Raw genomic sequence first — 24,193 nt, 5'->3', positions numbered from 1 at the left:
GCCGCCCCGGGCGTCGGGCAGCACGGACAGGCCGTGCGCCTCGGTCCTCGCGTCCCGCACGGCGGACAGGCCACGGTCGAGGCGATCGTCACCCTCGGCGAGGATCGCCGCACCCTCCTCCGCCTCCGGGATGGACAGCGAGAGCGGCGGGGCGATGCGCAGCACGCTGGTGCTGTGGCCACCTCCCTTGCCGAGGAGCAGGCCGCCCTCCCGGGCCGCCTCCAGCACCGCCGCGGCCGCCTCGGGGTTCGCCTCGTCCGTGCCCGGCTTCACCAGTTCGATGCCGATCATCAGGCCGCGCCCGCGCACCTCCCGTACGCACTCCGAGCCTGCGCCGATCGCACGCAGTCGCTCGATGAGCAGACCGCCGACGCGGCGGGCGTTGCCCTGGAGGTCGTGTTCGAGGAGGTACGAGAGGTTGGCGAGACCTGCGGCCATCGTGACCGGAGAGCCGCCGAACGTCGAAATGGAGTTGGCGTCAAGGCAGTTCATGACGTCCGCCCGGGCCACGACACCACCGATCGACATGCCGTTGCCGATGCCCTTGGCGAACGTGAGAATGTCCGGCGGTCCGTTCCGGCCGTGCGCCTGCCAGCCCCAGAAGTGTTCGCCGGAGCGCCCCCAGCCGGTCTGCACCTCGTCGGAGATCCAGAGGATGCCGTGCCGGTTCAGGACTTCGCGGAACGCCGCGTACAGGCCGTCGGGGGGTGAGGTGAACCCGCCCACGCCCTGAATGGGTTCGGCGATCAGCGCGGCGGGCGCCCGGGTGTGGCCTAGCAGGTCCTCCAGGTCCGCGACACAGGCGGCGATGAACTCCCCGTCGCCCAGGTGCGCGTACGGTCCGCGGGTGCGGACACCTCCGTGCACGTACAGCGTCTGGAGCGGCGACAGACTGGTGGGCGACCAGGCGTTGTTGCCGGTGATGGAGACCGCGGAGAAGGACCTGCCGTGGTAGCTGTTGCGCATCGCGAGGATCTGGTTCGACCTGCGGTACGTGGTGGCGAGCAGCAGCGCCGTGTCGTTGGCCTCGGTGCCGGAGGTCGTGAAGAAGACCCGGGCGTCCGGGATGCCGGAGAGCGTGGCGACGCGCTCGGCGAGTTCGACCATGGGCCGGTTCAGATAGAGCGTGGAGGAGTGGATGATCCGCCCGGCCTGCTCACTGACCGCCTTGGTGACCTCGGGCAGTGCGTGGGCGGTCATCGTGGTGAGGATGCCGCCGAAGAAGTCGAGGTAGCGGTTGCCGTCCGCGTCCCAGACATGACGGCCCTCGCCGTGGGTGATCTCCAACGGGTGCCGGTAGTAGAGCGCCAGCCACTCGGGACTGACGGCTAGGTGCCGGTGGTGCAGACTGCTCACGGCTCCACCAGTCCCTCGTACGCGTCGGGGCGGCGGTCCCGGTAGAAGGCCCACTGCTGACGGACCTCCTCGATAAGCCCGAAGTCCAGGTCCCGGACGAGGAGTTCCTCCGCCTTGTCGCTGGCGACCTCACCGACGAACTGGCCCCGCGGGTCGACGAAGTAGCTGGTTCCGTAGAAGTCGTTGTCGCCGTACTCCTCCTGGCCGACCCGGTTGATCGCGGCGATGAAGTACTCGTTGGCGACGGCGGAGGCGGGCTGTTCCAGCTGCCAGAGGTAGCTGGAGAGACCGCGCGAGGTCGCGGACGGGTTGTAGACCAACTGGGCTCCGTTGAGTCCGAGTTGACGCCACCCCTCGGGGAAGTGCCGGTCGTAGCAGATGTAGACGCCGACCTTGCCGACGGCCGTGTCGAAGACCGGCCAGCCGGCGTTCCCGGGCTTGAAGTAGTACTTCTCCCAGAATCCCCTGACCTGCGGGATGTGGTGCTTGCGGTACTTGCCGAGATACGAGCCGTCGGCGTCGATCACGGCTGCGGTGTTGTAGTAGAAGCCGGACTGCTCGACCTCGAAGACCGGGACGACGATCACCATTCCGGTCTCGCGGGCCAGCTCCCGCATCCGCTGCACGGTCGGGCCGTCGGGCACGGCCTCCGCCCAGCGGTAGTGCTCGGGCTCCTGCACCTGGCAGAAGTAGGGGGCGTTGAACACCTCCTGGAAGCCGATGATCCGAGCCCCCTGCCGGGCGGCCTCACGAGCGTGTTCCTCATGCTTGGCGATCATGGATTCGGTGTCGCCGGTCCAGGTCGCCTGGACGAGTGCGGCGCGTACGACTTGGGACATGAGCTGCTCCTTCGACGCGGCGTCAGAGAGCCTCTTGGCGTTTCTACGCCCGTAGACACGTGCGTAGAGGAGAACGTAAGCCCCGCCACACAGCGGGGCAAGACCATCGCCGTGAACCAGCGGAGTCGATCATGTTTCACACCCGTGCGGTCCAGTGACCGGGCTCGGCCGGATGGCGCTATCCGATCCCCGCCACCCGCAGCGCGTGTTCCACGTCCCGCTCCCGCTCCTCGGACACCGTCCTGGCCGCCGCCAACAGCTGCGGTACGAGGTGGCGCGGGTCGCTCTCCGCGATCCTGGCGGCGTCCTGCGCCGTCCGCACCCGGACGAAGGCACCGAGCAGCGCCTGCGCCTGGGGGCCCCGGCCGGCCCGGTCCAGGGCGACCACCGCATCGGCGATCTCGGCGGCCGGCCGCGCCACCCCCTGACGCAGCAACTGCCCGCAGTCCTCCGGGCGTCCCGCCGCGGCCAGTGCGTCCGCCGCAGCCGCGAGCTCGGCCGGGGGCAGCGAGGACACCTCCCACAGGAGGGTCGACCAGTCCGCCCCGAGCCCCGCCCGGTGGAGTTCGACGGCGAGCATCGGCAGCAGCTCCGCGGGCCGGCCCGCCGCCTCGCAGAGCACGCCGTGCGCCTCACCGCTGCGGCCCTCCGCCCGGAGCCGGACCAGGGTCGCGACCGTGGCCAGCGCGGAACGGAGCGCGGCCGGGTCCTGAACCGTCACGGCATGCGCGGCCGGACCGCCGTCCGCACCCGGGGCGCCGCCGAACCGGGCTCCACGGGGCAGGGTGGCCGCCACCGGCAGGACGGGCGCTGCGGCCGCGGCGCCCTCGTCCTCGGCCTCCAGCCCGGCGAAGCGCGCGCCCCGCGGCTTCCTGCGGGGCAGTCTTCCCACGGGGGCCGACGACGGCCCGGGGGCCCGGTGCGCCGCCGGGGACTGCCGAGCGGAGACGGGACCGAGCGCACCGTCCGCGGACTCCGGTGCGGTCCCGGGCTCCGGTGCGGCGGCGGACTCCCACGAGGCGGCGGAGTCCGGTGAGACCGCGGAGTCCCGTACAGCCCCGGACGGCGCGTCCCCGGACCCGGGTGCGGGCCAGGTGGATACGGGCGCGGACCCGGGGGTGGATGCGGGTGCGGGCCAGGGCTCGGGCTCGGACCCGGGCGCGGGCGCGGGTTCCCCTTCCGTACGGAACCAGCCCGCCGGCACCGCCACCGCTGCCAGCCTCCTGCGCAGCTCGGTGCAGCGGGCCGACGCCCGGGCGTGGTCGTCGCGGGCCCAGGCGACCGCCTCCGCGCCCCTCGCGCCCGCCTCGCCGCCCGACAGGGCGGCACTCAGCCGCTGGCCCGCGTTCGCCTGTTCCCGCCGCATCAGCTCCAGCCGCTCCACCAGCTGCTGCCGCCCGCCGGGGCGCCTGTCGTGGGCGACGGCGGAGGCCGCGTAGAGCTCGGCCGCGTGCACCGACTCACGCTCGGCGAACGCCGTGCCGCGTACCGACGCAAGGTCCGCGAAGAGCGACTCCATGACATCCCAGGGCGGGATCTCGATGCCTGTCAGACAGGCCCGCATCCCTTCCGGATCACGTCGGCAGAAGACTCCGTACCAACCCCGCGAGGGGTCGAGAAGCGCCACCAGCTCTCGCAGATGGCGCGCGAACTCCCCTATGGACACAGCATGCTGATGCACCATCATCGTCGCCCTAGGCCGCCGTCGGCTGGAACCTTCCAGTCCGGAGGCATTCGACCGCAGCAGTGTTACGGGGCGGCTACGCGGCCTTTTCGGGCCGGGTGCGAGAGGCGCGGGAAGGGGCCCCGCGCGCGCCCCCTCGGCGACTGCCCGGGGCTCAGAAGGTGATGGCGATCCCGGTGTGCGGCCGCTTGCCGAGCCGGGCGATCATCGCCGGGTAGTCGAGCAGCCAGTACTTCCAGGTGTACTTGCGGCCGATGACCCGGCGCACAGCGGCGGTACCCCGCTCGTCGAGCAGCCTGCCGGTCCCCTCGGCGCTCGGAGCACCCTCCGCGATCCGCCCGCGCACGTCACAGACGGTGACGCGGACACGGCTGTCGTTGCGCAGCCGCTTGACCTTCCATGAATCGCTCTTGGTCCATACGAACAGCTCGTCCCCGTCGACCGCGGCCCACACCGGCGTGGCGACGGGCGTGCCGTCCTTCCGGTACGTGGTGAGGCTGACGTACTCGCTGCGGGCGAAGTCCTGAAGGCTCATGGCCCAACCCTACGCAGGGGCCGCCACCCCTCTTCCGCTACCCGGCGAGCGGGACGGTGTCCGGCTCCGGGGCGCACCGCGGGAGCAGCTCGTCCATCGAGAGTCCGAGCGCCCCGGCGAGTGCCGCGACCGTGAAGAAGGCAGGGGTCGGGGCGCGTCCGGTCTCGATCTTGCGGAGTGTCTCGGCCGAGATTCCGGCGCATCCCGCGATGTCGGCCATGCTGCGGCGGCCGCGCGCCTCGCGGAGCAGCCGGCCGAGCCGTTCGCCGCGGAGGCGCTCTTCAGGGGTGAGAGGAGTTCGAACCATGCCGTCATTCTAATACCGCTCGGACCGGTATAGTAATTGGCATGGTGCAGCTCAAGACAGACACATCCATCGAAGCCATGCGCGAGGCCGGCCGAGTCGTGGCGCAATTGCTGACGGCGGCGCGCGAGGCCGCGGCCGTCGGCGTCTCGCTCCGCGAACTCGACGAGGTGGCCCACGGGGTCCTTCGCGAGGCCGGCGCCGGATCGCCGTTCCTGAACTACCGGCCGCACTTCGCACCGACACCCTTCCCCGGCGTGATCTGCGCATCGGTCAATGACGCGATCGTGCACGGCATCCCGAACGATCTGCGGCTGCGCGACGGCGATCTGGTGAGCATCGACGCGGGCGCGACACTCGACGGCTGGTGCGGGGACTCCGCGATCAGCTTCATCGTCGGCCGCGCCCGGCCCGCCGACACCCGCCTCGTCGAAACGGCTTTCGAGGCCTTGGAGGCGGGCATCGCGGCAGCCGTCGTCGGCAACCGGATCGGCGACATCGCGCACGCGATCGGCACGGTCTGCCGTACGGCCGGCTACGGCATCCCGGAGGGATTCGGCGGCCACGGCATCGGCCGGTCCATGCACGAGGACCCGGGCGTCCCCAACGAGGGACGGCGCGGCCGCGGGATGCCGCTGCGGCACGGCATGGTGCTGGCCATCGAGCCGATGCTGATCGGCAGCGGCCAGGACGGGTTCCATCCGGACCGGGACGGCTGGACCCTGCGTACGGACGACGGCAGCCGGGCCGCGCACGCCGAGCACACGGTGGCCATCACGGACGACGGCCCCCGGATCCTGACCGCCCTCTGACACCCTCCGGCCGGGGCCGGTCTCCGTCAGTTGTTCCGGAGGAACTCCTCGGCGAGGGCCTCCCCGGCGGTCACCGCCGCGCTGTGACTCTCGATCGGTGCGACCACGGAGTCCTTGAACAGGATGTACGTGACGCCGGACCCCGTACCACCGGACTTCGGGTCCGGGTCGATCCCGAGCGCCTCGGCGGTGGCGTACGAGGCCTCACCGATGATTCCGGCGGGTCCGGTGTCACCGACGACGGTGTACTCCACCTTGCCCGCGTGAATGACGGCGGCGACGCTGCCGCCCTTGATCCCGGCGCTGCCGAAGTCCCACAGCGAGCTGCGGCTCGGCACCACGACGTAGGGGAGCTCCGCCGCGTCGAGCGGCCGTCCGCCGGAGGCGTGGAACGCGGTGTCGCCCTGGAACGACGGGTCGGTGTCCGCGTTGCAGGCCTTGGTCACCTCACCGTCGCAGTCGATGTCGAGGTCGGCCTTCCAGAACACGGCGCCGTTCATGCCGCACACCGGCACGGAGGGCGAAGCCCCCTCGTCCGTACGGTAGGAACCGTTCGAGATCTGCCGGCAGGCCGAAACCTTGGCCAGCAGCTCGGCCGCACCGACGGAACCCTCCCTCAGGTCGGCGGAGGCGGCGGCCGGGGCGGGAACCGGAGTGGGGTCGGACGCGGCTGCGCCGGTGGGGTCCTCGCCGGAGGCCGGACGACCGTAGGCGGCGGAGGCAAGGCGCACCGGAGCCGGATACGCCTGCCGGGCCGGCATGACCGCGTCGGAGCGGAAGACCGTGCCGCCCCGGGCGGCGGGCGTCAGGGATCCGGACGCGAGCAGGGCGGCGCCGGAGACCGTGGCGAGGGCAAGCGTTCGCATACGCACCGTGGGGGTGCCTTTCCGTGAGGAGTCTTTCCCTTGCTGACATCAGCCAAGACGCCCCCCGGCATGCCCCCGTCGAGGCTGCGGGGCCGGCCCGACGCGCGTCTCCACGCACCCGACCGACCCCGCCCGTACCGTTACTGACGTCTAGTCAGTTCTTCCCTGCCGGCCTCACCACCATGGCCGAACCGCCGCCGCGCCGCTCCGTCTCGGCGGCCGCGAGCCACCGCCCGTCCGGCAGCCGTTGCACGCCCGTCGCCGCCCCGATCTCCGGGTTGAGCTTGAAGACGTGCCCGAGGGACTCCAGTTGTGTCCGTTCCGGGCTGTTCCACAGCCCCGGTTCGAGCTCCGTCGCCGCCGCGTTGCGCTGGCTGGCACGGGGCGCCGCGATGGCGTCCACCAGCGGAAGTCCCCGGTCGACCACGCCGATCAGGGACTGGAGCACGGTCGTGATGATCGTGGCGCCGCCCGGCGACCCCAGGGCCAGCACCGGCTTCCCGTGCTTGAGCACGATGGTCGGGGAGATCGAGGACCGCGGCCGCTTGCCCGGACCGGGCAGGTTCGGGTCGTGGACGGCCGGGTTGGCCGGCGCGAACGAGAAGTCCGTCAGCTCGTTGTTGAGCAGGAAGCCGCGCCCCGGCACCGTGATGCCGCTGCCACCGGTCTGCTCGATCGTCAGGGTGTACGCGACGACGTTGCCCCACTTGTCGGCGGTCGTGAGGTGCGTGGTGTTCTCGCCCTCGTACGTCGTCGGGGCAGCCGTCCCGGCGTTGGCGCAGTCGGCGGGGTGGCGCGGGTCCCCCGGGGCGAGCGGGCTGGTGAGCACCGCGTCGTCCTTGATCAGGCACTCCCGCGAGTCGGCGAACCGCTGGCTGAGCAGCTCCTTCGTCGGCACGTCCTCGAACGCCGGGTCGCCGACCCAGCGGCCGCGGTCGGCGAAGGCGATGCGGCTCGCCTCGATGTAGCGGTGCAGGTACTGCGCCTGGCTCGCCTTCGAAAGGTCGGTGGACTCAAGGATGTTGAGGGCCTCACCCACCGACGTACCACCGGACGAGGACGGCGCGATGCCGTAGACGTCGAGCCCGCGGTAGCCGGCCTTCGTGGGTGCCTGCCGCAGCGCCCGGTAGGCGCGCAGGTCCTTCGTGGTGAGGTCGCCGGCACGCACCACCCGGGTGGACGCGGGGTCGACGGGGGGATTGCGTACGGTCCGCACGATGTCATCGGCCAGCTTGCCCCGGTAGAGCGCGTCGACTCCCTCACGGCCGACCTCCTCGTACGTACGCGCGAGGTCGGGGTTCTTGAAGACCGAGCCGACCACCGGGAGGTCACCGCCCGGCAGGAAGAGTTTCCGGGTGGCAGGGAAGTCGGCGAACCTGGCCCGGTTGCCCTCCGTCTGCGAACGGAACGTGCCGTCGACGACGAAGCCGTCCCTGGCCAGCCGCTCAGCCGGCTTCAGCACCTGCCGGAGCGACTTGCTGCCCCAGGCGTCGAGTGCCGCGTCCCATGTGGCGGGGGTGCCGGGCGTACCGACGGCGAGGCCGCTGGTGACGGCGGACTCGAACGCGAGGGGCTTCCCGTTCTCGAGGAAGAGCGAGGAGTCGGCGCTGCGCGGCGCGGTCTCGCGGCCGTCGATCGTCTCCACCGTGCGGGTGCGGGCGTCGTAGTGGACGAAGTAGCCACCGCCGCCCAGCCCCGCCGAGTAGGGCTCGGTCACCCCGAGGGCCGCCGCGGTCGCAACGGCCGCGTCCACCGCGTTGCCGCCCTTGCGGAGCACCTCGATGCCCGCGGCCGACGCGTCGGCGTCGACACTGGAGACCGCTCCCCCATATCCCACCGCGACGGGGGATTTGAGCGGCGGCGCGGACGGCGGCGCGGACGAGGTCGGGGCGGCCGCCCCGACCGACACCACGGCGAGAACACCTAACAACGACACATTCCGCGCAACGGAACGCCTCATGCGCACCTCCAGTAAAGGAATCTCCGCGCAGGGTAACGCCGCTCCGCCCACCCCGTCAGGACCGCCTCGAACTTGAGGCCGAATGCCCGCTAACATGCCCGCCCATGACTGACGACGTACGCAACATCGTGCTGGGCGTGATAGCCGCAGGCATCAGCGCCGCCCTCGGCTGGCTCGCGCGCACCTAACTCTGGCGCCGCAAGCTCCGCCGCAAGCAGGCGTTCTTCGGGCTGCCGGGGAACTCGGAGTGCCTGCTCGTCGTCAACCGCGACGCGGGCGGTGACGGCGCCGTCCACCGGCACGACGTCTTCGCCCTGCTCGAACTCTCCGCGCTGATCAAGGACTGCTCGGCGCATGCCCAGATCCTCTCCCACGACATCTCCCAGCAGGGATTCGGCGAACGGACCGAGTTCTGCGTCGGTGGCCCGGTCTCCAAGGCGCGGAGCACTCCAGGCCCGCGCCGTGTCGGCATTCCGTTCGCTCCGGGCCTCGCTCCCTAGCCTTGGCACCTGAGTTCCACCTGACACCACCTGTGCGACTCCTGGGTCTGCTGAAGGGTCTGATGCGGGGGTGTCAACTACTTGTGAAGTGGCGCCTCAGCTCCCGACACTTCCGCTTTGTGCCGCAAGGTCCAGCTGTTGATAGCAGCGGATCCTCACCTGGTACGGCGTGATGCAGCCGATGGTCGAGTGGAGCCGCTCCCGGTTGTGACGTTCCGCGATCCACCGGAAGACGTCCTGCCGAGCCTGGGCCCGGATTCTCCGGACGCTCGACCCGATCTCTGCTTTCAGGACGACGAAAAGGCTCTCCGCGGCAGCGTTGTCGAAGCACGAGCCGGTGTGCCCGGCGCTCTGTCGGATGTCCAACTCGCCGAGTGGGGAACGGGCGGGTCAGTCACGTGCTGGGGTAATGGTGTGCGCGAGTTGGAAGCGTGAGTGCAGGCCGAGTTTCCGGTAGACGCGGGTGAGGGTCGCTTCGACCGTCTTCACGCTGACGGTGAGGGTGGTGGCGATGTCACGGTTGCTCGCTCCGCCGGCGGCGAGTTCGGCGCAGCGCTGTTCGGCGGAGGTGAGGCGGAGGTGGGCGTTGTGGTCCGTGGGGGCGGATTCCAGCCGGCCGAGGGTGTGCGCGGCGGTTTCGGCCCAGGGGTGTGCCTGGTGGGCGGTGAAGAGATCGGCGGCGCTTTGCGCGGCGGTGCGGGCGCTGGCGCGGCGGCGTCCGCGTCGTTCGGTGTGGCTGAGCGCCAGCAGGGTCCGGCCCCGTTCGAGGGGAAGGTGGCGGAGGCGGTCGGCCGCGTCGGTGAGGCGCCGGGCCGCGGTGTCGTAGTCGCCGCGGGCGGCGTCAAGAAGCGCCTGGGCGCGTTCGAGCGGAGGGAGGACCGCGTCCCTGCCGAGTTCGGTCGCGGTGCGGCGGGTGTCGTCCAGCAGGCTCTGTGCCTGGTCGAGGCGGCCGAGGGCGACGAAGGTCTCGGCTAGTTCGGGATGCCAGCGCAGGACGGACGGGTCGCGGACCTGCTGGAGCTCCTCCAGTGTGCGGACCTCCTCCAGGACCTCCAGGGCTTCCTTGGGGCGGCCGGTGGCCAGGAGGAGGCGGCCGAGGGCGAAGAGGTTGCGGGAGAGGAAGACCTTGTTGTCCTCCTGCCGGGCGGTGTCGACTCCGCGGCGTGCGTGGACGAGGGCGAGGTCAGTGCGCCGGGCGGTGCCCTCGACGAGGGAGGAGGTGTAGCAGGCCGGTGCGGGTGACAGGGCGGTCCCGTCGGTCAGCGCCTGGGCACGGTCGGCGTGGTGGAGCGCTCTGGCGCACCGTCCGGCGCGGAGTTCGGCCTCGGCGAGGCTGCGCAGGATGTCCACGGTCGCCTCGGCGTCTCCCGTCCGCTCGGCTTCGACGAGCAGGGGAAGCAGCATGGTGCGGGCCTCCTCGGGGTGGTCGTCGAAGAGTGCGTGCCGGGCGGCGAGGTGCTGGGGTGTGCCGTTGACCGGGATGGAGGCGGCGCGGGGCAGGAACAGGGCGCGGCTGAGCGTGGTCTCGGCGTCGGGGTGGCCGAGGACGCGTTGGAGGCGGGCCTGCATCGTGAGGGCCATGACGGTGGTGGTGGTGTCGCCGACGGTCTCGGCGAGGGCGGTGGCCCGGCCGGCAAGGGCGCACGCCCGGTGGGGGTCGCCCTCGTTGACATTGGCCCAGATCGATTGGCGGATGAGGATCTGTGCGGTGAGGCCGGGTCGTCCGGCCGCCGTGTGGAGTGCGTCGGCGAACAGTTCGTCCGCGCCGTGCAGGTGCTGGCCGCTCGCGTCGATCAGGGCGACGAGGGCGTCGACGCGCTGGTCGGGGGTGGTGTCGTGGCCCAGGACAAGGCGGGCGGCGGCCCGGCTGCGGGGGAGGTCGCCGTAGTGCGCGGCGTCGCGCACGGCGGTCAGGGCCCGTTCGGTGAGCAGTTCGCTGTCATCGTGCGAGGTGCGCTGGGCGGCGAGAAGGGAGAGTTCTGCAGCGAGTGCGTGGTCGCCGCGCTGCCGGGCGCGTACGGCAGCGCGGGCGGCGCGGCGGGCCGCCCGCGGGTCGGCGCCATCGGCCGCCAGCACGGTGTGCCGGTCGCGGCGGACGCTGTCGTTGCTGGCCTCGGCCAGGCGGGCGTGCAGAAGCCTGCGCGCGTGGCCCGGCAGCCGGGTTGCGAGTTCCGTGCCGATCGCGGAGGCGGTGAACTGCACGCTCCTGTCCGCCCGTCCGATCTCGAGCACACCCGCAGCCTCGGCCTGGGCGAGGAGGGCCTCGGCCGCCGGGCCGGCGAGGCGGCCGAGCAGTTCGACGTCGGGCCGGTCGTCCAGTGCGGCGAACGTCAGCAGTTCCTGTACCTGAGCCGGTACCTCGTCCAGCCATTCGCCCACCAGCCGGCGGGCAGTCGGCGGCAGGGCCGACTCGCTTTCACCATCCCGGTCCGAGAGCGGGCGCGAGGCGTCGGCCAGCGCCAGGGCCAGGGCCGGGTTCCCGCCGCTGTGGGTGTGGATGCGCGTGACCTCGCGGGGGGAAAGCCGGTACGGGGACAGCAGAGTCGCGACCTGAGGGGCCGCCAGGGGTGGGATGCGTACCGCGCACGTGTCCTCCCCGCACCAGTGGCCGGCGGCCCCCGGGCGCCAGATGCGCTCGGCCGCGATGACGGGAAGGTCCGGGGTCAGGCGCAGCGCCCAGCCCAGGACGGCTGCACTGGCGGGGTCCAGCCACTGGGCGTTGTCCACCACCAGCGTCATGGGCGGTGCCTCCCGCAGCAGAGCAGCGGTCAGGCGGCGCAGCCGCAGGGCACGACCGGCATCGTCCGGAAAACCAGACCGGCCGGCGGCCTCGTCGAGTGTCGCCGTCAGCTCCCGCGCGGCGGGCGATGCCGGTAGGGCCAGCGCGAGTTCGAGCAGCCCGGCACAGGCAACCCGGGCGTCCTGCGGGCCCGGAGCCAGCCGTAGGACCGGCAGGCCCGACTGCCGTCCCAGGACACCGGCCGCGGTGGTCTTGCCGCTTCCGGGCGGCCCGAACAGGACCACCCGGCGAGTGCCTTGCACATCTTCCGGCAGCAAGGGGCCGGTCTCGTGGGACGCGTTCACCCGCAACGCAGAGTCTCGCATCGGGCCATGGTGCGCTCACCGGGCCACCCCGGTCCAGGTCAAGGGGTTTCCCTGATGTCGGCAGCCCCCCTCGTCCCTAGCCTCATGGCCACAGCCGAGCCGACTGCCGCCGAACTCCCCCGCACCCCTGATGACGTTCTGCGGCATATCCCCGACAAGGCCCGGCGGAAGGATCTCGATGAACCGCAAGAACGCCCTGGCAGCCGCTGTCGCCGCAGCCCTCGCCCTGGGCACCGTGAGCCTGGTGGGCACCCAGTCAACCGCGGCAGCCGGCAACTCCACCGCCCAGCCCGGCGCCGGCTTCCAAGCAATGACGGCCGACACACGCAGCGAGGCGATACGCACAGCCGGCCGGGACGCGTCCGCCACCGCCCGCGAACTCGGCCTGGGCCCCGCCGAGCGCCTGGTGGCCAAGGACGTACTGATCGACACCGACGGCACCCGGCACGTGCGCTACGACCGCACCTACAGTGGCCTGGCCGTGATCGGCGGCGACCTGGTGGTCCACCTCACCGAGGACGGCGACATCACCGGCTCGGACCTGGCACACCAGGGCGCCATCAAGATCGCCGGCACCAAGCCGAAGCTGACGGCGGCCGACGCCTCGGCCAAGGCCGTGAAGCACGCCAAGCACGTGAAGAAAGCGAAGGCCGACAGCAAGGACAGCACCCTGATGGTGTACGCGGCAGGCAAGGTGCCCGTACTTGCCTACCGCTCGACCGTCACCGGCGCGGGCGAGACCGGCCCGGCCTCGCGCGAGGCGGTCATCGTGGACGCCGAAAGTGGTGCGCTGCTGGACCAGTATGAACTGCACCAGAGCATCACGGGCACCGGAAACGGCGTCACCGTCGGCCAGGTCTCCATCGAGACCACCCAGTCCGGCAGCGGCTACACCCTCACCGACGCCGCACACGGCGGCACGATCATCTACGACTCCTACAACAGCCCGCAGACGAACCCGAAGCAGAACGCCCGGACCTTCTCCAAGACCTCCAACTCCTGGGGCAGCGGCACCACGTCCAGCCGCGAGAGCGCCGCCGTGGACGCCTCCTACGGCCTGGCGAAGACCTGGGACTACTACAAGGACTCCTTCAACCGCTCCGGCATCCGCAACGACGGCCGCGGAGCCCCCGCCTACGTGCACGTCGACAGCAGCCTGCTGAACGCCTTCTACGACGACACCTGCTTCTGCATGTCCTTCGGTGACGGCTCCTCGCAGAACAGCAACACCCCGGTGACCGCACTCGACGTGGCCGGCCACGAGATGAGCCACGGCGTCACCGCCGCCACCGCCAACCTCAACTACTCCGGCGAGTCCGGCGGCCTCAACGAGGCCACCAGCGACATCTTCGGCACCATGGTCGAGTTCTACGCCAACAACACCGGCGACCAGGGCGACTACTACATCGGCGAGAAGCTCAACATGTCCGGCGGCTACATGCGCCGCATGGACAACCCCTCCGCCGACGGGAACTCGCTCTCCTGCTGGACCTCGGGCGCGGGCTCGGTGGACGTCCACTACTCCTCCGGCATCGCCAACCACTTCTTCTACCTGGCCGCCGAAGGCACCGGCGCGAAAACCATCGGCGGACGCTCGCACAACGGAACCACCTGCAACAACGACACCTTCAGCGGCCTCGGCAAGGACAAGGCCGCCGCCGTCTGGTACCGCGCGCTGTCCACCTACATGACCTCCACCACCAACTACGCCGGCGCCCGTACCGCCACCCTGCAGGCCGCTGCCGACCTGTACGGCACCAACTCCCAGGAGCGGTACCTCGTCTCCAAGGCGTGGGCGGCCGTCAGCGTCGGCACCGCCCTGCCCGACCCCGGCACCGGCACCCCCACCCCGACCCCGACCGACCCCACCCCCTCGCCGACCACGCCCCCCAGCGGGAACGCACTGGCCAACGGCAGCTTCGAGCAGGGCACCAGCGGCTGGACCCAGAGCGACAACATCATCACCAACTCGGCCCTGCAGCCCGCGCGTGACGGGTCCTGGTACGCCTGGATGATGGGCTACGGCACCAACGCCATCGAGTCCCTCTCCCAGTCGAACATCGCGGTACCCTCCACCGGCACCCCGAAGCTCACCTTCGGGCTGAAGGTCACCACCCAGGAATCCGGCTCCAACGCCTACGACACCCTCAAGGTCAAGATCAACGGCACCACACTGGCCACCTACTCCAACGCCAACGCCAGCGCGGGATACGTCCAGAAGACAGTCGACCTGTCCGCCTACAAGGGCCAGACAGTGAAGCTGGAGTTCGCCGGCACCGAAGACGCCTACCTGTCGACCATCTTCCTGGTCGACCAGATCGCCATCGGCTGACCGGTCCCTCTCCCCATCAGCACTCCTGCGACCGGAGCCCCTGTTCAGGTGCTCCGGTCGCAGGAGCCACCGCATGCGTGGGGGCGGCGCAGTCCTCACTCCGCGGGTTTCGCGCTGTGTTCAACAGCCCTCCCCCACTCAGTCGCGTACATGACGGAAAGAGTCACGAATGCCTTCCTGACAGGGCGAAGTCTCCCCGGTCGTGCGGCGTTTCGTCGTGGTCGCGGCCCGGGCGTTCGTACAGCTCCACCGCGCCCCGCTCGCTCCCGGATTCACCGGTCAGCGGTGCGGAGGTCGGCGGGCCTGCGCGCGTCGTCGTCGACGCTGACGGAACGGCGGGCTTCGTCCACTTCTGCCGTAGGTCCCACAGATGGCCGGCCACCGGGTCGTCTCGCTCACGGCTTCAGCCTGCTGCCACGCGAAACCGACAGCAGGCCGAAGCCAGTCGGTACGCGACTCGCGTCGCGCCCCCGACGAGGATACGGCGGCAATGATCAGCAAGGCCGCGAGCAGTCATCCCGGCTCGCCGGGACACCCCGTGCCTCCCGGAACCGCCACGGGAGGCGCGGGGGTGCTCAATGGTCGCGGAGCAGGCTGCCCGCCCCCTCGATCCGCTCGGTGAACCCGTTGTCCCGCAGCGCCATCCACCAGGTGGCCGCGTTGATGGCGATGACGGGCAGACCGAGCCAACGTTCGGCCTCGTCGGCGAGCCGCACCATCGACAGGTTGGTGCCGCACTGGACGATGGCGTCGACGCCGGGCAGAGCGGCGAGGGAGGTCAACGCCTCTCGTAGTTCGTCCTCCGCGACATGGGCGATGGACACCGCGGTGGGACAGCGCAGCCCCGTGATACCGGCGACCTCGAAGCCGAGTTCGGTGAAGAAGCGCCGCACGTTCTCGTCGCCGACCGGCTGGTAGGGAGTCACCACCGCTATGCGGCGGGCACCGTAGAGGTGCAGGGCCCGTTCGCACGCCTGGGCCCCGGTGGCCACTTCCAGGCCGGTGATGTCGTGGATCTGCTTGATGAACTCCCGGTTGCCCTCGACCCCTCCCCAGAAGGTCTCCGCGGACATGCCCATCACCATGTAGTCCGGCTCGCAGGTCAGGACTCGTTCACAGGCTCCGCCGATCTCGGCGCGGATCTGGTCCAGGAGGCGTTCCATGCCGGCGTCGCCGTCCATGTCCTGGTCACGGATGTGAATGCGGGAGAAGTGGGCCGTCACGCCGGGCACGGTCATCCGGTAGAAGTCGGGCTCGACAATGGTGTTGGTGCTCGGCGCGATCACGCCGAACTTGCGGCGCCAGCCGAGGGCGTCGGTCATGAGGTCACCGTCCGGACGTCGGGGGAGGAAGGGGGTGTGCCGGGGCCCGCGGGGGTGGAGGCCCCTGCGGACAGCACGGGGGCGAGCCGCCAGGCCGCGAGGACCGCCGCGGCCTGGGTGAGGGTGTTGCAGGACTGCTCCACCCACTGAAGTGCCACGCTCTGGTCCGGGCGCGAGGCGAGTGGGCCGAGGACGTACATGCCCAGCAGCCAGAACCCTGCCGCCGAGGCGGCGAGCGTGTCACCGGCGGCGCGGGCCAGGAGGATGAGCCGTACGGCGCACACGGTGACGGCCGCGATGGTCAGCGCCATGACGGGGGCGGTCGAGGCGAATGCCGCGGATGCGCCGGCCACCACCGCCCACAGCCCGGCGAACACCCGGGGCAGCCGGCCGCCGGACGGTGCGCCGCCCCGGCTCTCCGGCGCGCCGGGCAGCCCGAACCGCAGCAGGGCGAGGGCCAGCAGCAGGAAACCGGCGGACAACAGAGGGAAGAGCGCTTTGTTGAGTGGCTGGATGTCGGGACCGTCGAGCGCGACGATCAGTTTCCACCCGGCCTTGGACAGGCCACCGGCAGCGATCAGCGCGGTGGCGGAGGCGGCGAGGTGGCGGCCTGCGCGGCCGGTCCGGGCGGCGGGCGCGACGAGACGGGCCGCCGCGCACGCGGTCAGCAGCACGGGGACGAAGTCCTCGATGGCCAGGGACACCGGGTAGTCGAGGTCGCTCATCGGCCCGCCTCCTCGTCCTGGGACGCCGGGACCGGGGGGCCGGACGGGTAGTCGGGCATGACGTGACGGCGGCGGAAGGCCGCGCCGGCGAAGCGCCCGGCGGCCTTGCGGCGGGTCAGCCAGGCGGCCCGGCCGCCGTTGCGGGTACGGCCGGACAGGACCTGAGCGGCAAGCCAGGGGGTGACGGTCTCGACGGTGTCGGCCAGGATGTCGAAGACCTTGCGGGCCTTCTCGTACTCCTGCGGGGTGTATCCGTGCGTGAGGACGTCGGTGACGACCATGCCGGGCGACAGGGCCATGGCCCGCACGTCGTGCGGGTGCGTGGCGGCGTGCGCGCGGAGGTCGGCGGCGAGGGCGCGGGTCAGGTAGGTGACGGCGCTCTTGGTGGCGCCGTACGCGCCGAGGCCGGGCAGCACGCGGCCGTCCGAGCCGAAGCCCTCCATGTTCCACACGGCGCCGCGGCCGAGTTCGAGGAACCCTGCCGTGGCGACGGCCGAACCGTTCGTCACGCCCATCAGGTTGGCGTCGACGACCGCCCCGACCTCGTCCTCGGTCAGCTCCCACACCGGGCGGCGGGCGGTCACGGCGCCCGCGTTGTTGATCCACACGTCAACGGTGCCGAACGAGTCGAGAGCCGCCTCCCACAGCGCGGCGAGCTGTACGCGGTCGGTGACGTCGGCGGGTCTGCCGATCAGCCGGTCCGGCGGTGCGTCGAGGCGGACCACCGCCTCCCGTACGGCGTCGGAGGTTCGTCCGCACAGGGCGACGCGGCAGCCACGGTCGAGGAAGGCGCGGGCAAGTCCGTGGCCGATGCCTCGTGTGCCGCCGGTGACGACCACGACGGGGCTCTGTGCGGTCATGACGCGCTCCAGTCCAGGACGCCGTGCAGTACAGCGGCGAGTACCTGCCCGTCGAAGACCTCGTAGGTGACGGCGAGCCGGCCGCCGGCGCTCATCCCGGGGGTGGCGTCGAGCGCGTACTCGCGGCCGACGACGCGCTGCGCACCGCCGTCCGCGAAGTGCCAGACCGGGAAGTTGGCGCGGCCGAAGGCCTGCGCGTTGCCCCAGGCGCCGGGGCCCTCCCAGAACTCGCGGGTGCCGTCGCGGCGGCGGACGACGGTGGCTTCGCGGTCCAGTCCGCTTCCGGACCAGCTGAGGTGGTGCTCGGTGCGCAGCAGGTCCAGCGGGGTGAGGCGGTCCTCGACGAGGACGGTGCCCAGGCGCTTCTGGTGCGCGTCCCACACCTCGCACTCCCCCGTGAACATGCCCGACTGCTTGGTGGGCAGGATCCACGGCACGGGGCCGCAGCGGGTCTCGGCCGCGAGGTGGGCGGCGACCGCCTCGCGGGTGGCGGGGTTCTCGTCGTGGTCGGTGGTGCGCCGGTAGACGCCGTTGAAGCAGCCCACGACGGTCCAGCCCTGATAGAGCACCGAGGAGTAGACCTGGGTGTCGCCGTCGGGCAGCACGTGGTTCCAGGTGTTGAGGCCCACCTGCCAGCCGGGCCCGTAGTAGCGCGCGTCGACGAAGGTGCCGTAGGGCTGTCCGCTGCCGTGGAAGTCGGGGCCGACGTAGATGCGGTTGTCGTCCGCGTCGGTGACGCCGAAGGCGAACGGGGCGGCGAGCCGGAACCGGCCGGCGAGCGGGCCGCCGCCTTCGAGGCCGCCGTCCATGCGGTAGACGGTGGCACCGTCGGTGTACTCGGACGAACGGCGGATGTCCTCATAGCCGCACCAGGTGCCGGTGGCGTCGAACAGGGAGGGGCGGCCGTGCCATTCGCCGGCGATGCGCTGCTGCCAGACGCTGGGACCGGCGGCTTCGGCCTGGGCCTGGTTCTCGGTCACGGGGTCTCCTCCACGGCCGGGCGGCCGGTGATCAGCAGGGCGCGCAGTCCGTCCGTGACGGCGGGGCCGACCAGGCGTTCGACCTGCGCCCAGACGGCGTCGATCTCCGGGCTGAACAGCAGTTCCCGCATCCGGTGGTCGCGGTCGGCGAGGGCGGTGTGCTCGACGTCGTCGGCGGCCTCGGCGGGGAAGTCGGCGGCGAGGGCGAGCCAGTGGTCGAGGTAGGCGTCGGCGATCGGGCCGACCTCCGCGAACGCGGCGTCGTCCGCGCGGTGGGCCAGCATCCAGGGTGACATCAGGGCCCGTTGGCGGGGGCCGATGTGCGCCGGGGTGATTCCGGTGATCTCCGCGGTCTTCTCGAACGGTGCGGTGAGGGGTCCGTAGACGTGGTCGGTGTAGTCGCCGTGGGCGGCGAGGTCGGCGCGCTGCACCAGGTCGAGATGGAAGGCGTAGGAGTCGCCGGTCCGCACGGCGTCCAGGGTGAAGTGGGGCAGCGGGTCGTCGGCGGCGCCGAAGGCGAACACCATGTGGCTGTCGAGCCCGATGGGCGGGACCACCAGGGAGATGTGGACGACGGAGGCGACCGGGCCTTCACCGGTGAAGCAGCGGACGGAGCCGGCCGGTCCGGGGAAGGCTGCCGAGGTCAGGGCGGTCCAGGGGGTGGGGATCTCGGTGACTCGGGTGGCGGCGACCAGGCGGTCCAGGATGCGCAGGGACAGTGCGGTGGGCGGGCTGGACGGGGCGTCCGGGGCGGGGGCGCTGTTCATGGTGGTCACTCGCTCTCCGGGTGGGCGGCGGTCCGGTCGGTGCTCTCGGCCGTCGGCCGGGAGGCTCGCGGTCCGGCGCTCCGGGCCGTCTGGGCCGTCTGGGCCGTCTCGGCATCGGGCTGTTCGGCGCTTTCGACCGTCGGATGGAATCCGTGGGCCTTCTGCTCCCAGGCGCGCCCGAACTCGGGCACGTCGCGGCGGCTCGGCGAGGCGATGACGGTGGAGGTGCGTTCGGGCACGTCGCCGGTGATCCGGTCGCCGGACCCCACGGCCCAGCCCTTGGCGGCGAGTTCCTGGCGCCGGCGGCGGTAGGCCACCGAGATCATGTCGGAACGCAGGTGGAGTTCGGCGCCGAGGTCGGCGGGCAGGAGCTCCGGACGGGTCGCGTCCACGACGGGGGCGTCCTGGCCGAAGATGCGGTAGACCCGCTTGCGGGCGTTCGCGTCGGCCCAGGATCCGGTGAAGAAGTCACGCAGGGCCACCCATTTGACGAGGGTGGTGGTCTCGTCGACGGGGATGTTGGTGTCGTAGATGATCATGTTGCCGAACGGCAGCCGCACATGCAGCTTGACCAGGTTGGGGAGCATCCAGCCGGCCGTCGTGACCACCGGCGGGCGTTCCTGGCCCTGGGACTTGCGGTCGGCGTAGAGCTTGGACCACAGGCCCTTGGCCGCCGGCGGGTGCATCGATACGGTGGCGAACGCCGACCACTCGTCGGGCTGTTCGACGGTGTACTCCTCGACCTCGGGCCGGTCGGGGTTGCCGAAGGCGGAGCCGTGGACGAAGGGGGTGTGGGCGATGTCGCAGCCGTTCTCCAGCACCCGTTCGTAGTTGGAGTTCCACAGGTACTCGCCGGTGACAACGCGGTAGCTGCCGCCGTTCTCGACCAGGTCGTCGAACTCGGGCCACACCGGAATCGGGGGGCGTTCCGCCTCCGGCAGGTCGCCCATGAACACCCAGATGAATCCGTAGCGTTCACACGCAGGGTAGGAGTCGACGCGGGCCTTCTTGGGGATCCCTCGGCCCGGCATGTTGGCGGGGATCGACGTGCACGCGCCCTCGGGGTCGAAGCGCCAGCCGTGGTACGGGCAGACGACGCAGTCGTCGGAGAGGCTGCCGCCGGAGAGAGCGGCGCCGCGGTGGGCGCAGAGGTCGGACAGGGCGACGGGCTTGCCGTCCTTGGTCCGGTACAGGACCAGGCTCTGGCCCAGACAGACCACTTTGGCGGGTTTGCGGCCGACGCGGTCGGCGAACTCGACCGCGTACCAGAAGTTCTTGAACATGGCGGGGAAGCGCTCCTCGGGTCGTTCGAGGTGGTGTGGGTCAGCGACGGTGAACGGCGAGCAGTCCGGGGTGCGGCGGCCTGAGCAGCTCGTCGAGGCGGTGGCCGGCGGCGGCGTCGTCGCGCAGCCTCGCCGCGCAGAACTCGGTGACCAGCCGGCCGAGCAGGGGGCGGGGGGCGTCCCGGCCGGCGCCGGTCTCCTCCAGGAAGCCGCGGGCCGTGGTGGGGTCGTGCGGGTGGCAGGCGGTGAAGTGGCCGGCGCCCGCGAGCCGGGCCCACGCGCTGGCACCTCCCGCGTCGGGCACCGCGTCCCGGAAGGTCCGCAGGACCGGGTCGTGGGCGGCGTCGTCGTCCGCGTAGCGGTCGGCGCTGGCCGCGATGACGCCGTCGTGCTCGCCGGAGAGCAGGAGCACCGGCGGTCCCGGTCCCACCGGCAGTACGGTGCCCTCCGGCCAGCCGAGCATGGAGGCGACGAGGGTGTGGGCGCCGTAGGCGAACACCGCCCGGACGCCCGGTGTCAGGGCGGCGGACTGGAGGGCGACGGTGCCGCCCGCGGAGTGGCCGCCCAGTGCCACCCGGTCGAGGTCCAGCAGGCCCTCCAGCGGCGCACGGCGGGCGAGTTCCGCCAGCGCGCCGACGAGCGCGCCGATGAGCGGGCTCGTGGGGCGGGAGCCCCAGCCGGCGGGCGAGGCCGCCTCCAGGTCCACGGCGGGTGTGAGGCCGTGGCTGCCGGCGAACAGCTCGCCGACGAGGTCGGCGGTGACCGCGACCAGACCGGCGCGGGCGAGTTCGACGGCGAGCCAACGGTAGGCGTCCTGGCCGACGTTGATTCCGGGCAGCAGCAGGACGACGGGGTAGGGGGCGCCGGCCGGGTCGGCGGGCAGCTCACCGGTCAGCCGCTCGGCGTCCGAGCCGGTGGGACGGGCCGGGTAGTAGACGCGCAGGTGGGCGGTGTCGAAGGGTTCCTTCAGGCCGGGCACCCGGCACGCCCACCACAGCGAGCGGACCGCCGTGTCCGGCGCGGGGGCGGTCACCGGGCTCTCGGCAGTTCGCGGTCGCCGCCCCACAGGCCGCGTACCAGACGGTCCGTCGTCTCCTGGCCGAAGTAGCGCACGCCCATGACGTTGGCGGGGTCGCGTTCGGCGATGTTGCGACGGGTCGCGAGGTCGGCGGCGGCGAGCGCGTCGCGCTCCTCCTCCGGAACGGTTTCGGCGGCGTCGACCCAGCCCAGCCAGCGGTCCACGTGGGCGTGGGTGAGCCGGCGCACGAGGTCGATGTGCTCTTCGTCGCGGGGCAGGGAGTAGCAGTACGCGGTGGGCGAGAGGCTCGCCCGGATGAAGCCGGCACGGCTGGTGAACCAGTCCAGTTTCGGGTGGCTGTCGCGGACTTCGAGCCACTCCTCCTCCAGCGGCGCGTAGTAGCGGTCGTACGCCTCGCCGTCGGCGATGAGGTTGGTACGGGGCACGGAGTCCAGGTAGAACCAGCCGCCGGGCCAGCACAGCAGGGCGATGGCCAGGTGGGGTACGCGGATGTGCGGTCCGAGCCACACCGTCAGATGGAGGTTGGCGAAGCCCTGGGTGGGGTTGCCGAGCCAGGAGTGGACCATCCAGTCGATCTCGGGCCCGCTGTAGGCGGCCAGCGAACCGCCGGGGCTCTCGGGCGGGTTGCCGTAGGAGTCGAGGGCGAGGGTGGCGGGGTCGCGGGTGAGCTCGAAACGGGCGTCGATCTTCGCCTTGAGTTCGCCGAGCAGTTCCTGCCATTGGTGGAAGGTCTCGGTGACGTCGGTGACGGGTGCCATGTCCGTCATGTCCTGCACAGCCTTGAGAGTCTCGGTCATGGCGCTCCTCGGGGGTGACTGGGGCGGAGGAAGGGGCGAGGTGGTCCCCGCCGCGGACGCCGGACGCCTGCCGGTGCCTGCCTGCTCGTACGGGTTACGGGCGCGGCGGGGTGGAGATCAGCTGGTACGCGGTCCGGGCTCCGGGACGGCGAGCGCGCCCGGGTCGGGTGCGGTGAGCGCGCCGGCCAGCCGCCAGGGCCTGCCGTCGACGAGGTCGGTGCGGCGGGAGACCAGGCGTCGGACCGCCTGGGCGGGGTGGACGGCGGAAAGGGTGAGCGGACCGGCCGCGGGTGTGGTCAGGGGGTGGCTGATCCGGCCGGTGAAGCCGCCGTCGCGGTTCTGCCAGAGCCCGAAGTTCACGGGCAGTGCGTGGATCGCCCCTTGGCCGTGACCGGCCGCGACCACGTTGATCCGGTTCTCGGCGGAGCGCTCGGGCAGGCCGAGGATGTGCTCCCAGGGCTCGGCGCCCGTGTGGCAGACGGCCGCGGTGTCCGCACCCGCGAGGGCGGCCAGCCGGAAGGTCTCCGGGTGGAGCGCGTCGTCCCCGACGACCAGGGCGACGCGGCCCCACGGGGCGTCGTGGGTCGACGGCGGGGCCGGCTTCTCGACCGCCCACCCGGAGTGCCGGGCGCAGGGGTGCAGCTGCGGCACGCGCAGCACCGGCCCGCCCGCGCCCAGCAGGAGCCCCGTGTGCACGCCGGCCTCGGGAAAGGTGCAGGCCAGCAAGGCGTCCGTCCCCCGCAGCGCCCCGGCCAGGGCGTCCACGGCGGCGCTGGTGAGGGTTGACGGATCGGGGTCGTCGCCGGGAACGACGCCGTCGGGCCAGAGGAACAGTTCCGGCAGCACGATCAACCGCGCGCCGGCTCCGGCGGCCCGGCTGACGAGCTCGACCGCTTCGCGGAGCGCGGTCTCGCCCTGTCCGGCCGGGCGCAGCACCGCGGCGGTGACGCTGTCGGCTCGCTCCGCGGGGAAGGGCGGCGACGGGCGCGGCTCGCTCGCGATCGGGCCGTAGAGCCAGGGCCGGCGGGCCGCGAAGAGGTCGGTGCCGTCGGGGCGCCGCTTGTCGTCGGCGGCGGCCGGCTCGATGTCGGCGACCACGACCGCCTCGCGGGTCCGGGGGGCCCGGGCCACCACGGTTCCGTCGGGGCGGACGATCTGGCTCTCGCCCGCTCCGTGCAGTGCCTCGGGCGGTACTCCCAGTCCCGCACTGACGGCGGCGAGATGGTCGTCGGGGATGAGGGGGCCGATCTTGTTGGCGGCCACCACCCAGACCTTGTTCTCGGCGGCGCGTACGGGTATGTGAAGAGATGCCTCGTCGAGCGCGAAGGAGTTGAGGCTGTTGAGCAGTACCTGGGCGCCGCGCAGGGCCAGCCCACGGCAGACCTCGTTGACGACTCCTTCCATGCAGGAGTACAGGCCGAACCGGCCGAGCGGCGTGTCGATCACCGGTCCCTCGGTGTCGGCCGGGTCGAGGTGGTCGTTCTCGCTGCCCATGAGCGTCTGCTTGTCGGCGCGGCCCAGGAGTGTGCCGTCCGGGCCGAAGAGAAGGCTCGCGGCGGTGATCCGCATGCCGTCGTCGCGGTCCGGCGCGGCGCCCTCGGTGGCGAGGGTGACGTGCAGCTTGACGAACAGTCCGTGGTGGGCGGCGGCTTGCGCGACCGCCGTAAGAAAGGGATCTTCGGGCCGGCACGCCTCGCGCAGCGCGTGGGCGCGGTCGCGGTACCAGGAGAGGTGGTTGCAGAACTCGGGAAGCACGACGAGCGCGGCGCCGCGGGACGCCGCCTCATCGACGGCGCGCAGCACGGCCGCGAGGTTCGACTCCTTGTCCTCCCCTACGGCGAACTGGGCCGCAGCCACCCGTACGGAGCCGGCGACGCGGGCCATGGCATCCTCCTGTGGTTCCTCTAGCGGAACAGCGTTTCCCAAACATACACTCGCAGCCGCCCTTGCGACAGAGGGAATTACCCCGTCATATCCCGGAGGCTGCCGTGCTCACTCATGTCGTTCTGATGCGGTTCACCGACCCCGGGGGGGGCGGCGGCGGGGGGGCGCGGCGCGGGGCCGACGCCGGCCATCAGACCGGGGTAAAGTGGCGAGGTAATCAGCGGCGCCACCCGGCGGTTCACG

The 24,193-nt window shown here is 71.9% G+C and carries 20 protein-coding genes and 1 pseudogene; 3 read left to right on the top strand and 18 right to left on the bottom strand.

Annotated elements, in window-relative coordinates; translation table 11 throughout:
- The 5 genes from ABT025_RS36200 to ABT025_RS36180 form a co-directional block, all read right to left on the bottom strand.
- On the bottom strand, window positions 1–1,356 hold a 1,356-nt coding region (locus ABT025_RS36200; protein WP_351002927.1), incomplete at its 3' end, for an aspartate aminotransferase family protein.
- A complete protein-coding gene (locus ABT025_RS36195) occupies window positions 1,353–2,195 on the bottom strand; it encodes a nitrilase-related carbon-nitrogen hydrolase (protein WP_351002926.1) in 843 nt (280 codons plus the stop codon). The genes ABT025_RS36195 and ABT025_RS36200, both read right to left, overlap by 4 nt.
- Window positions 2,196–2,373: 178 nt before the next feature.
- Window positions 2,374–3,882, bottom strand: a complete 1,509-nt coding sequence (locus ABT025_RS36190) for a hypothetical protein (RefSeq protein WP_351002925.1) — start codon at window positions 3,880–3,882, stop codon at window positions 2,374–2,376.
- A gap of 151 nt (window positions 3,883–4,033) precedes the next feature.
- A complete protein-coding gene (locus ABT025_RS36185; RefSeq protein WP_351002924.1) occupies window positions 4,034–4,414 on the bottom strand; it encodes a PPOX class F420-dependent oxidoreductase in 381 nt (126 codons plus the stop codon).
- A 37-nt stretch (window positions 4,415–4,451) separates the two neighbouring features.
- Window positions 4,452–4,721 (bottom strand): helix-turn-helix domain-containing protein, encoded by a 270-nt coding sequence (locus ABT025_RS36180; protein ID WP_327707960.1) that lies wholly within the window; start codon window positions 4,719–4,721, stop codon window positions 4,452–4,454.
- Window positions 4,722–4,762: 41 nt separating this feature from the next.
- Here ABT025_RS36180 and map point away from each other — a divergent pair, with 41 nt between their 5' ends.
- Window positions 4,763–5,530: a type I methionyl aminopeptidase gene (gene map / locus ABT025_RS36175; RefSeq protein WP_351002923.1), complete on the top strand. Its 768-nt coding sequence runs from the start codon at window positions 4,763–4,765 to the stop codon at window positions 5,528–5,530.
- Between the two features lie 26 nt (window positions 5,531–5,556).
- Here map and ABT025_RS36170 read toward each other — a convergent pair whose 3' ends face one another.
- Window positions 5,557–6,396 (bottom strand): glycoside hydrolase family 75 protein, encoded by an 840-nt coding sequence (locus tag ABT025_RS36170; RefSeq protein WP_351002922.1) that lies wholly within the window; start codon window positions 6,394–6,396, stop codon window positions 5,557–5,559.
- Between the two features lie 154 nt (window positions 6,397–6,550).
- On the bottom strand, window positions 6,551–8,356 hold the full coding sequence (ggt, locus tag ABT025_RS36165; RefSeq protein WP_351002921.1) for a gamma-glutamyltransferase: 1,806 nt from the start codon (window positions 8,354–8,356) through the stop codon (window positions 6,551–6,553).
- A 104-nt stretch (window positions 8,357–8,460) separates the two neighbouring features.
- Between ggt and ABT025_RS36160 the strand changes: the two are divergent.
- Window positions 8,461–8,799, top strand: a pseudogene (locus tag ABT025_RS36160) (hypothetical protein); the annotation flags it as partial.
- A gap of 153 nt (window positions 8,800–8,952) precedes the next feature.
- On the opposite strand, the gene ABT025_RS36155 reads toward ABT025_RS36160, so the two are convergent.
- Both ABT025_RS36155 and ABT025_RS36150 read right to left on the bottom strand, forming a co-directional pair.
- A complete protein-coding gene (locus ABT025_RS36155; RefSeq protein WP_351002920.1) occupies window positions 8,953–9,222 on the bottom strand; it encodes an integrase core domain-containing protein in 270 nt (89 codons plus the stop codon).
- Window positions 9,223–9,246: 24 nt separating this feature from the next.
- Entirely contained in the window at window positions 9,247–11,961 is a 2,715-nt protein-coding gene (locus tag ABT025_RS36150; RefSeq protein ID WP_351002919.1) for a helix-turn-helix transcriptional regulator, read from the bottom strand.
- 178 nt (window positions 11,962–12,139) lie between these two features.
- On the opposite strand from ABT025_RS36150, the gene ABT025_RS36145 reads away from it, so the two are divergent.
- Window positions 12,140–14,293 carry a M4 family metallopeptidase gene (locus ABT025_RS36145; RefSeq protein WP_351002918.1) on the top strand — a complete coding sequence of 718 codons (2,154 nt, stop codon included), beginning with the start codon at window positions 12,140–12,142 and terminating at the stop codon, window positions 14,291–14,293.
- Between the two features lie 575 nt (window positions 14,294–14,868).
- On the opposite strand, the gene ABT025_RS36140 is transcribed toward ABT025_RS36145, so the two are convergent.
- The 9 genes from ABT025_RS36140 to ABT025_RS36100 all read right to left on the bottom strand — a co-directional run bounded on the left by ABT025_RS36140 (window position 14,869) and on the right by ABT025_RS36100 (window position 23,950).
- Complete coding sequence (locus tag ABT025_RS36140) at window positions 14,869–15,615, bottom strand: maleate cis-trans isomerase family protein (protein WP_306083786.1); 747 nt, start codon at window positions 15,613–15,615, stop codon at window positions 14,869–14,871.
- On the bottom strand, window positions 15,612–16,340 hold the full coding sequence (locus ABT025_RS36135) for a hypothetical protein (RefSeq protein ID WP_351002917.1): 729 nt from the start codon (window positions 16,338–16,340) through the stop codon (window positions 15,612–15,614). Before ABT025_RS36135 ends, ABT025_RS36140 begins: the two co-directional genes overlap by 4 nt.
- Entirely contained in the window at window positions 16,337–17,200 is an 864-nt protein-coding gene (locus ABT025_RS36130) for an SDR family oxidoreductase (RefSeq protein WP_351002916.1), read from the bottom strand. The genes ABT025_RS36135 and ABT025_RS36130 overlap by 4 nt, the downstream gene beginning before the upstream one ends.
- Window positions 17,197–18,180, bottom strand: coding sequence for a hypothetical protein (locus ABT025_RS36125; protein WP_351002915.1), 984 nt, complete (start codon window positions 18,178–18,180; stop codon window positions 17,197–17,199). The genes ABT025_RS36130 and ABT025_RS36125 overlap by 4 nt, the downstream gene beginning before the upstream one ends.
- A complete protein-coding gene (locus ABT025_RS36120) occupies window positions 18,177–18,956 on the bottom strand; it encodes a hypothetical protein (RefSeq protein ID WP_351002914.1) in 780 nt (259 codons plus the stop codon). Before ABT025_RS36120 ends, ABT025_RS36125 begins: the two co-directional genes overlap by 4 nt.
- Complete coding sequence (locus tag ABT025_RS36115) at window positions 18,953–20,230, bottom strand: aromatic ring-hydroxylating dioxygenase subunit alpha (protein ID WP_351002913.1); 1,278 nt, start codon at window positions 20,228–20,230, stop codon at window positions 18,953–18,955. Before ABT025_RS36115 ends, ABT025_RS36120 begins: the two co-directional genes overlap by 4 nt.
- A gap of 40 nt (window positions 20,231–20,270) precedes the next feature.
- Window positions 20,271–21,263, bottom strand: a complete 993-nt coding sequence (locus ABT025_RS36110) for an alpha/beta hydrolase (RefSeq protein ID WP_351002912.1) — start codon at window positions 21,261–21,263, stop codon at window positions 20,271–20,273.
- Window positions 21,260–22,066, bottom strand: a complete 807-nt coding sequence (locus tag ABT025_RS36105) for a hypothetical protein (RefSeq protein WP_351002911.1) — start codon at window positions 22,064–22,066, stop codon at window positions 21,260–21,262. The genes ABT025_RS36110 and ABT025_RS36105 overlap by 4 nt, the downstream gene beginning before the upstream one ends.
- 117 nt (window positions 22,067–22,183) lie before the next feature.
- Window positions 22,184–23,950 carry a nitrilase-related carbon-nitrogen hydrolase gene (locus tag ABT025_RS36100; RefSeq protein WP_351002910.1) on the bottom strand — a complete coding sequence of 589 codons (1,767 nt, stop codon included), beginning with the start codon at window positions 23,948–23,950 and terminating at the stop codon, window positions 22,184–22,186.
- Window positions 23,951–24,193: the final 243 nt, after the last annotated feature.

Origin of the sequence: Streptomyces sp. NPDC002809, from assembly GCF_040295435.1 — a bacterium.
Classification (GTDB): Bacteria; Actinomycetota; Actinomycetes; order Streptomycetales; family Streptomycetaceae; genus Streptomyces.
The sequence above is the reverse complement of the archived record's forward strand: the minus strand, read 5'-3'. Positions and strand labels throughout refer to the sequence as shown.

Coding starts and splice junctions, on each gene's coding strand:
- ABT025_RS36195 (WP_351002926.1), bottom strand. CDS start 2,195: ATGTCCCAAGTCGTACGCGCCGCACTCGTCCAGGCGACCTGGACCGGC.
- ABT025_RS36190 (WP_351002925.1), bottom strand. CDS start 3,882: ATGATGGTGCATCAGCATGCTGTGTCCATAGGGGAGTTCGCGCGCCAT.
- ABT025_RS36185 (WP_351002924.1), bottom strand. CDS start 4,414: ATGAGCCTTCAGGACTTCGCCCGCAGCGAGTACGTCAGCCTCACCACG.
- ABT025_RS36180 (WP_327707960.1), bottom strand. CDS start 4,721: ATGGTTCGAACTCCTCTCACCCCTGAAGAGCGCCTCCGCGGCGAACGG.
- map (WP_351002923.1), top strand. CDS start 4,763: ATGGTGCAGCTCAAGACAGACACATCCATCGAAGCCATGCGCGAGGCC.
- ABT025_RS36170 (WP_351002922.1), bottom strand. CDS start 6,396: ATGCGAACGCTTGCCCTCGCCACGGTCTCCGGCGCCGCCCTGCTCGCG.
- ggt (WP_351002921.1), bottom strand. CDS start 8,356: ATGAGGCGTTCCGTTGCGCGGAATGTGTCGTTGTTAGGTGTTCTCGCC.
- ABT025_RS36150 (WP_351002919.1), bottom strand. CDS start 11,961: ATGCGAGACTCTGCGTTGCGGGTGAACGCGTCCCACGAGACCGGCCCC.
- ABT025_RS36145 (WP_351002918.1), top strand. CDS start 12,140: ATGAACCGCAAGAACGCCCTGGCAGCCGCTGTCGCCGCAGCCCTCGCC.
- ABT025_RS36140 (WP_306083786.1), bottom strand. CDS start 15,615: ATGACCGACGCCCTCGGCTGGCGCCGCAAGTTCGGCGTGATCGCGCCG.
- ABT025_RS36135 (WP_351002917.1), bottom strand. CDS start 16,340: ATGAGCGACCTCGACTACCCGGTGTCCCTGGCCATCGAGGACTTCGTC.
- ABT025_RS36130 (WP_351002916.1), bottom strand. CDS start 17,200: ATGACCGCACAGAGCCCCGTCGTGGTCGTCACCGGCGGCACACGAGGC.
- ABT025_RS36115 (WP_351002913.1), bottom strand. CDS start 20,230: ATGTTCAAGAACTTCTGGTACGCGGTCGAGTTCGCCGACCGCGTCGGC.
- ABT025_RS36105 (WP_351002911.1), bottom strand. CDS start 22,066: ATGACCGAGACTCTCAAGGCTGTGCAGGACATGACGGACATGGCACCC.
- ABT025_RS36100 (WP_351002910.1), bottom strand. CDS start 23,950: ATGGCCCGCGTCGCCGGCTCCGTACGGGTGGCTGCGGCCCAGTTCGCC.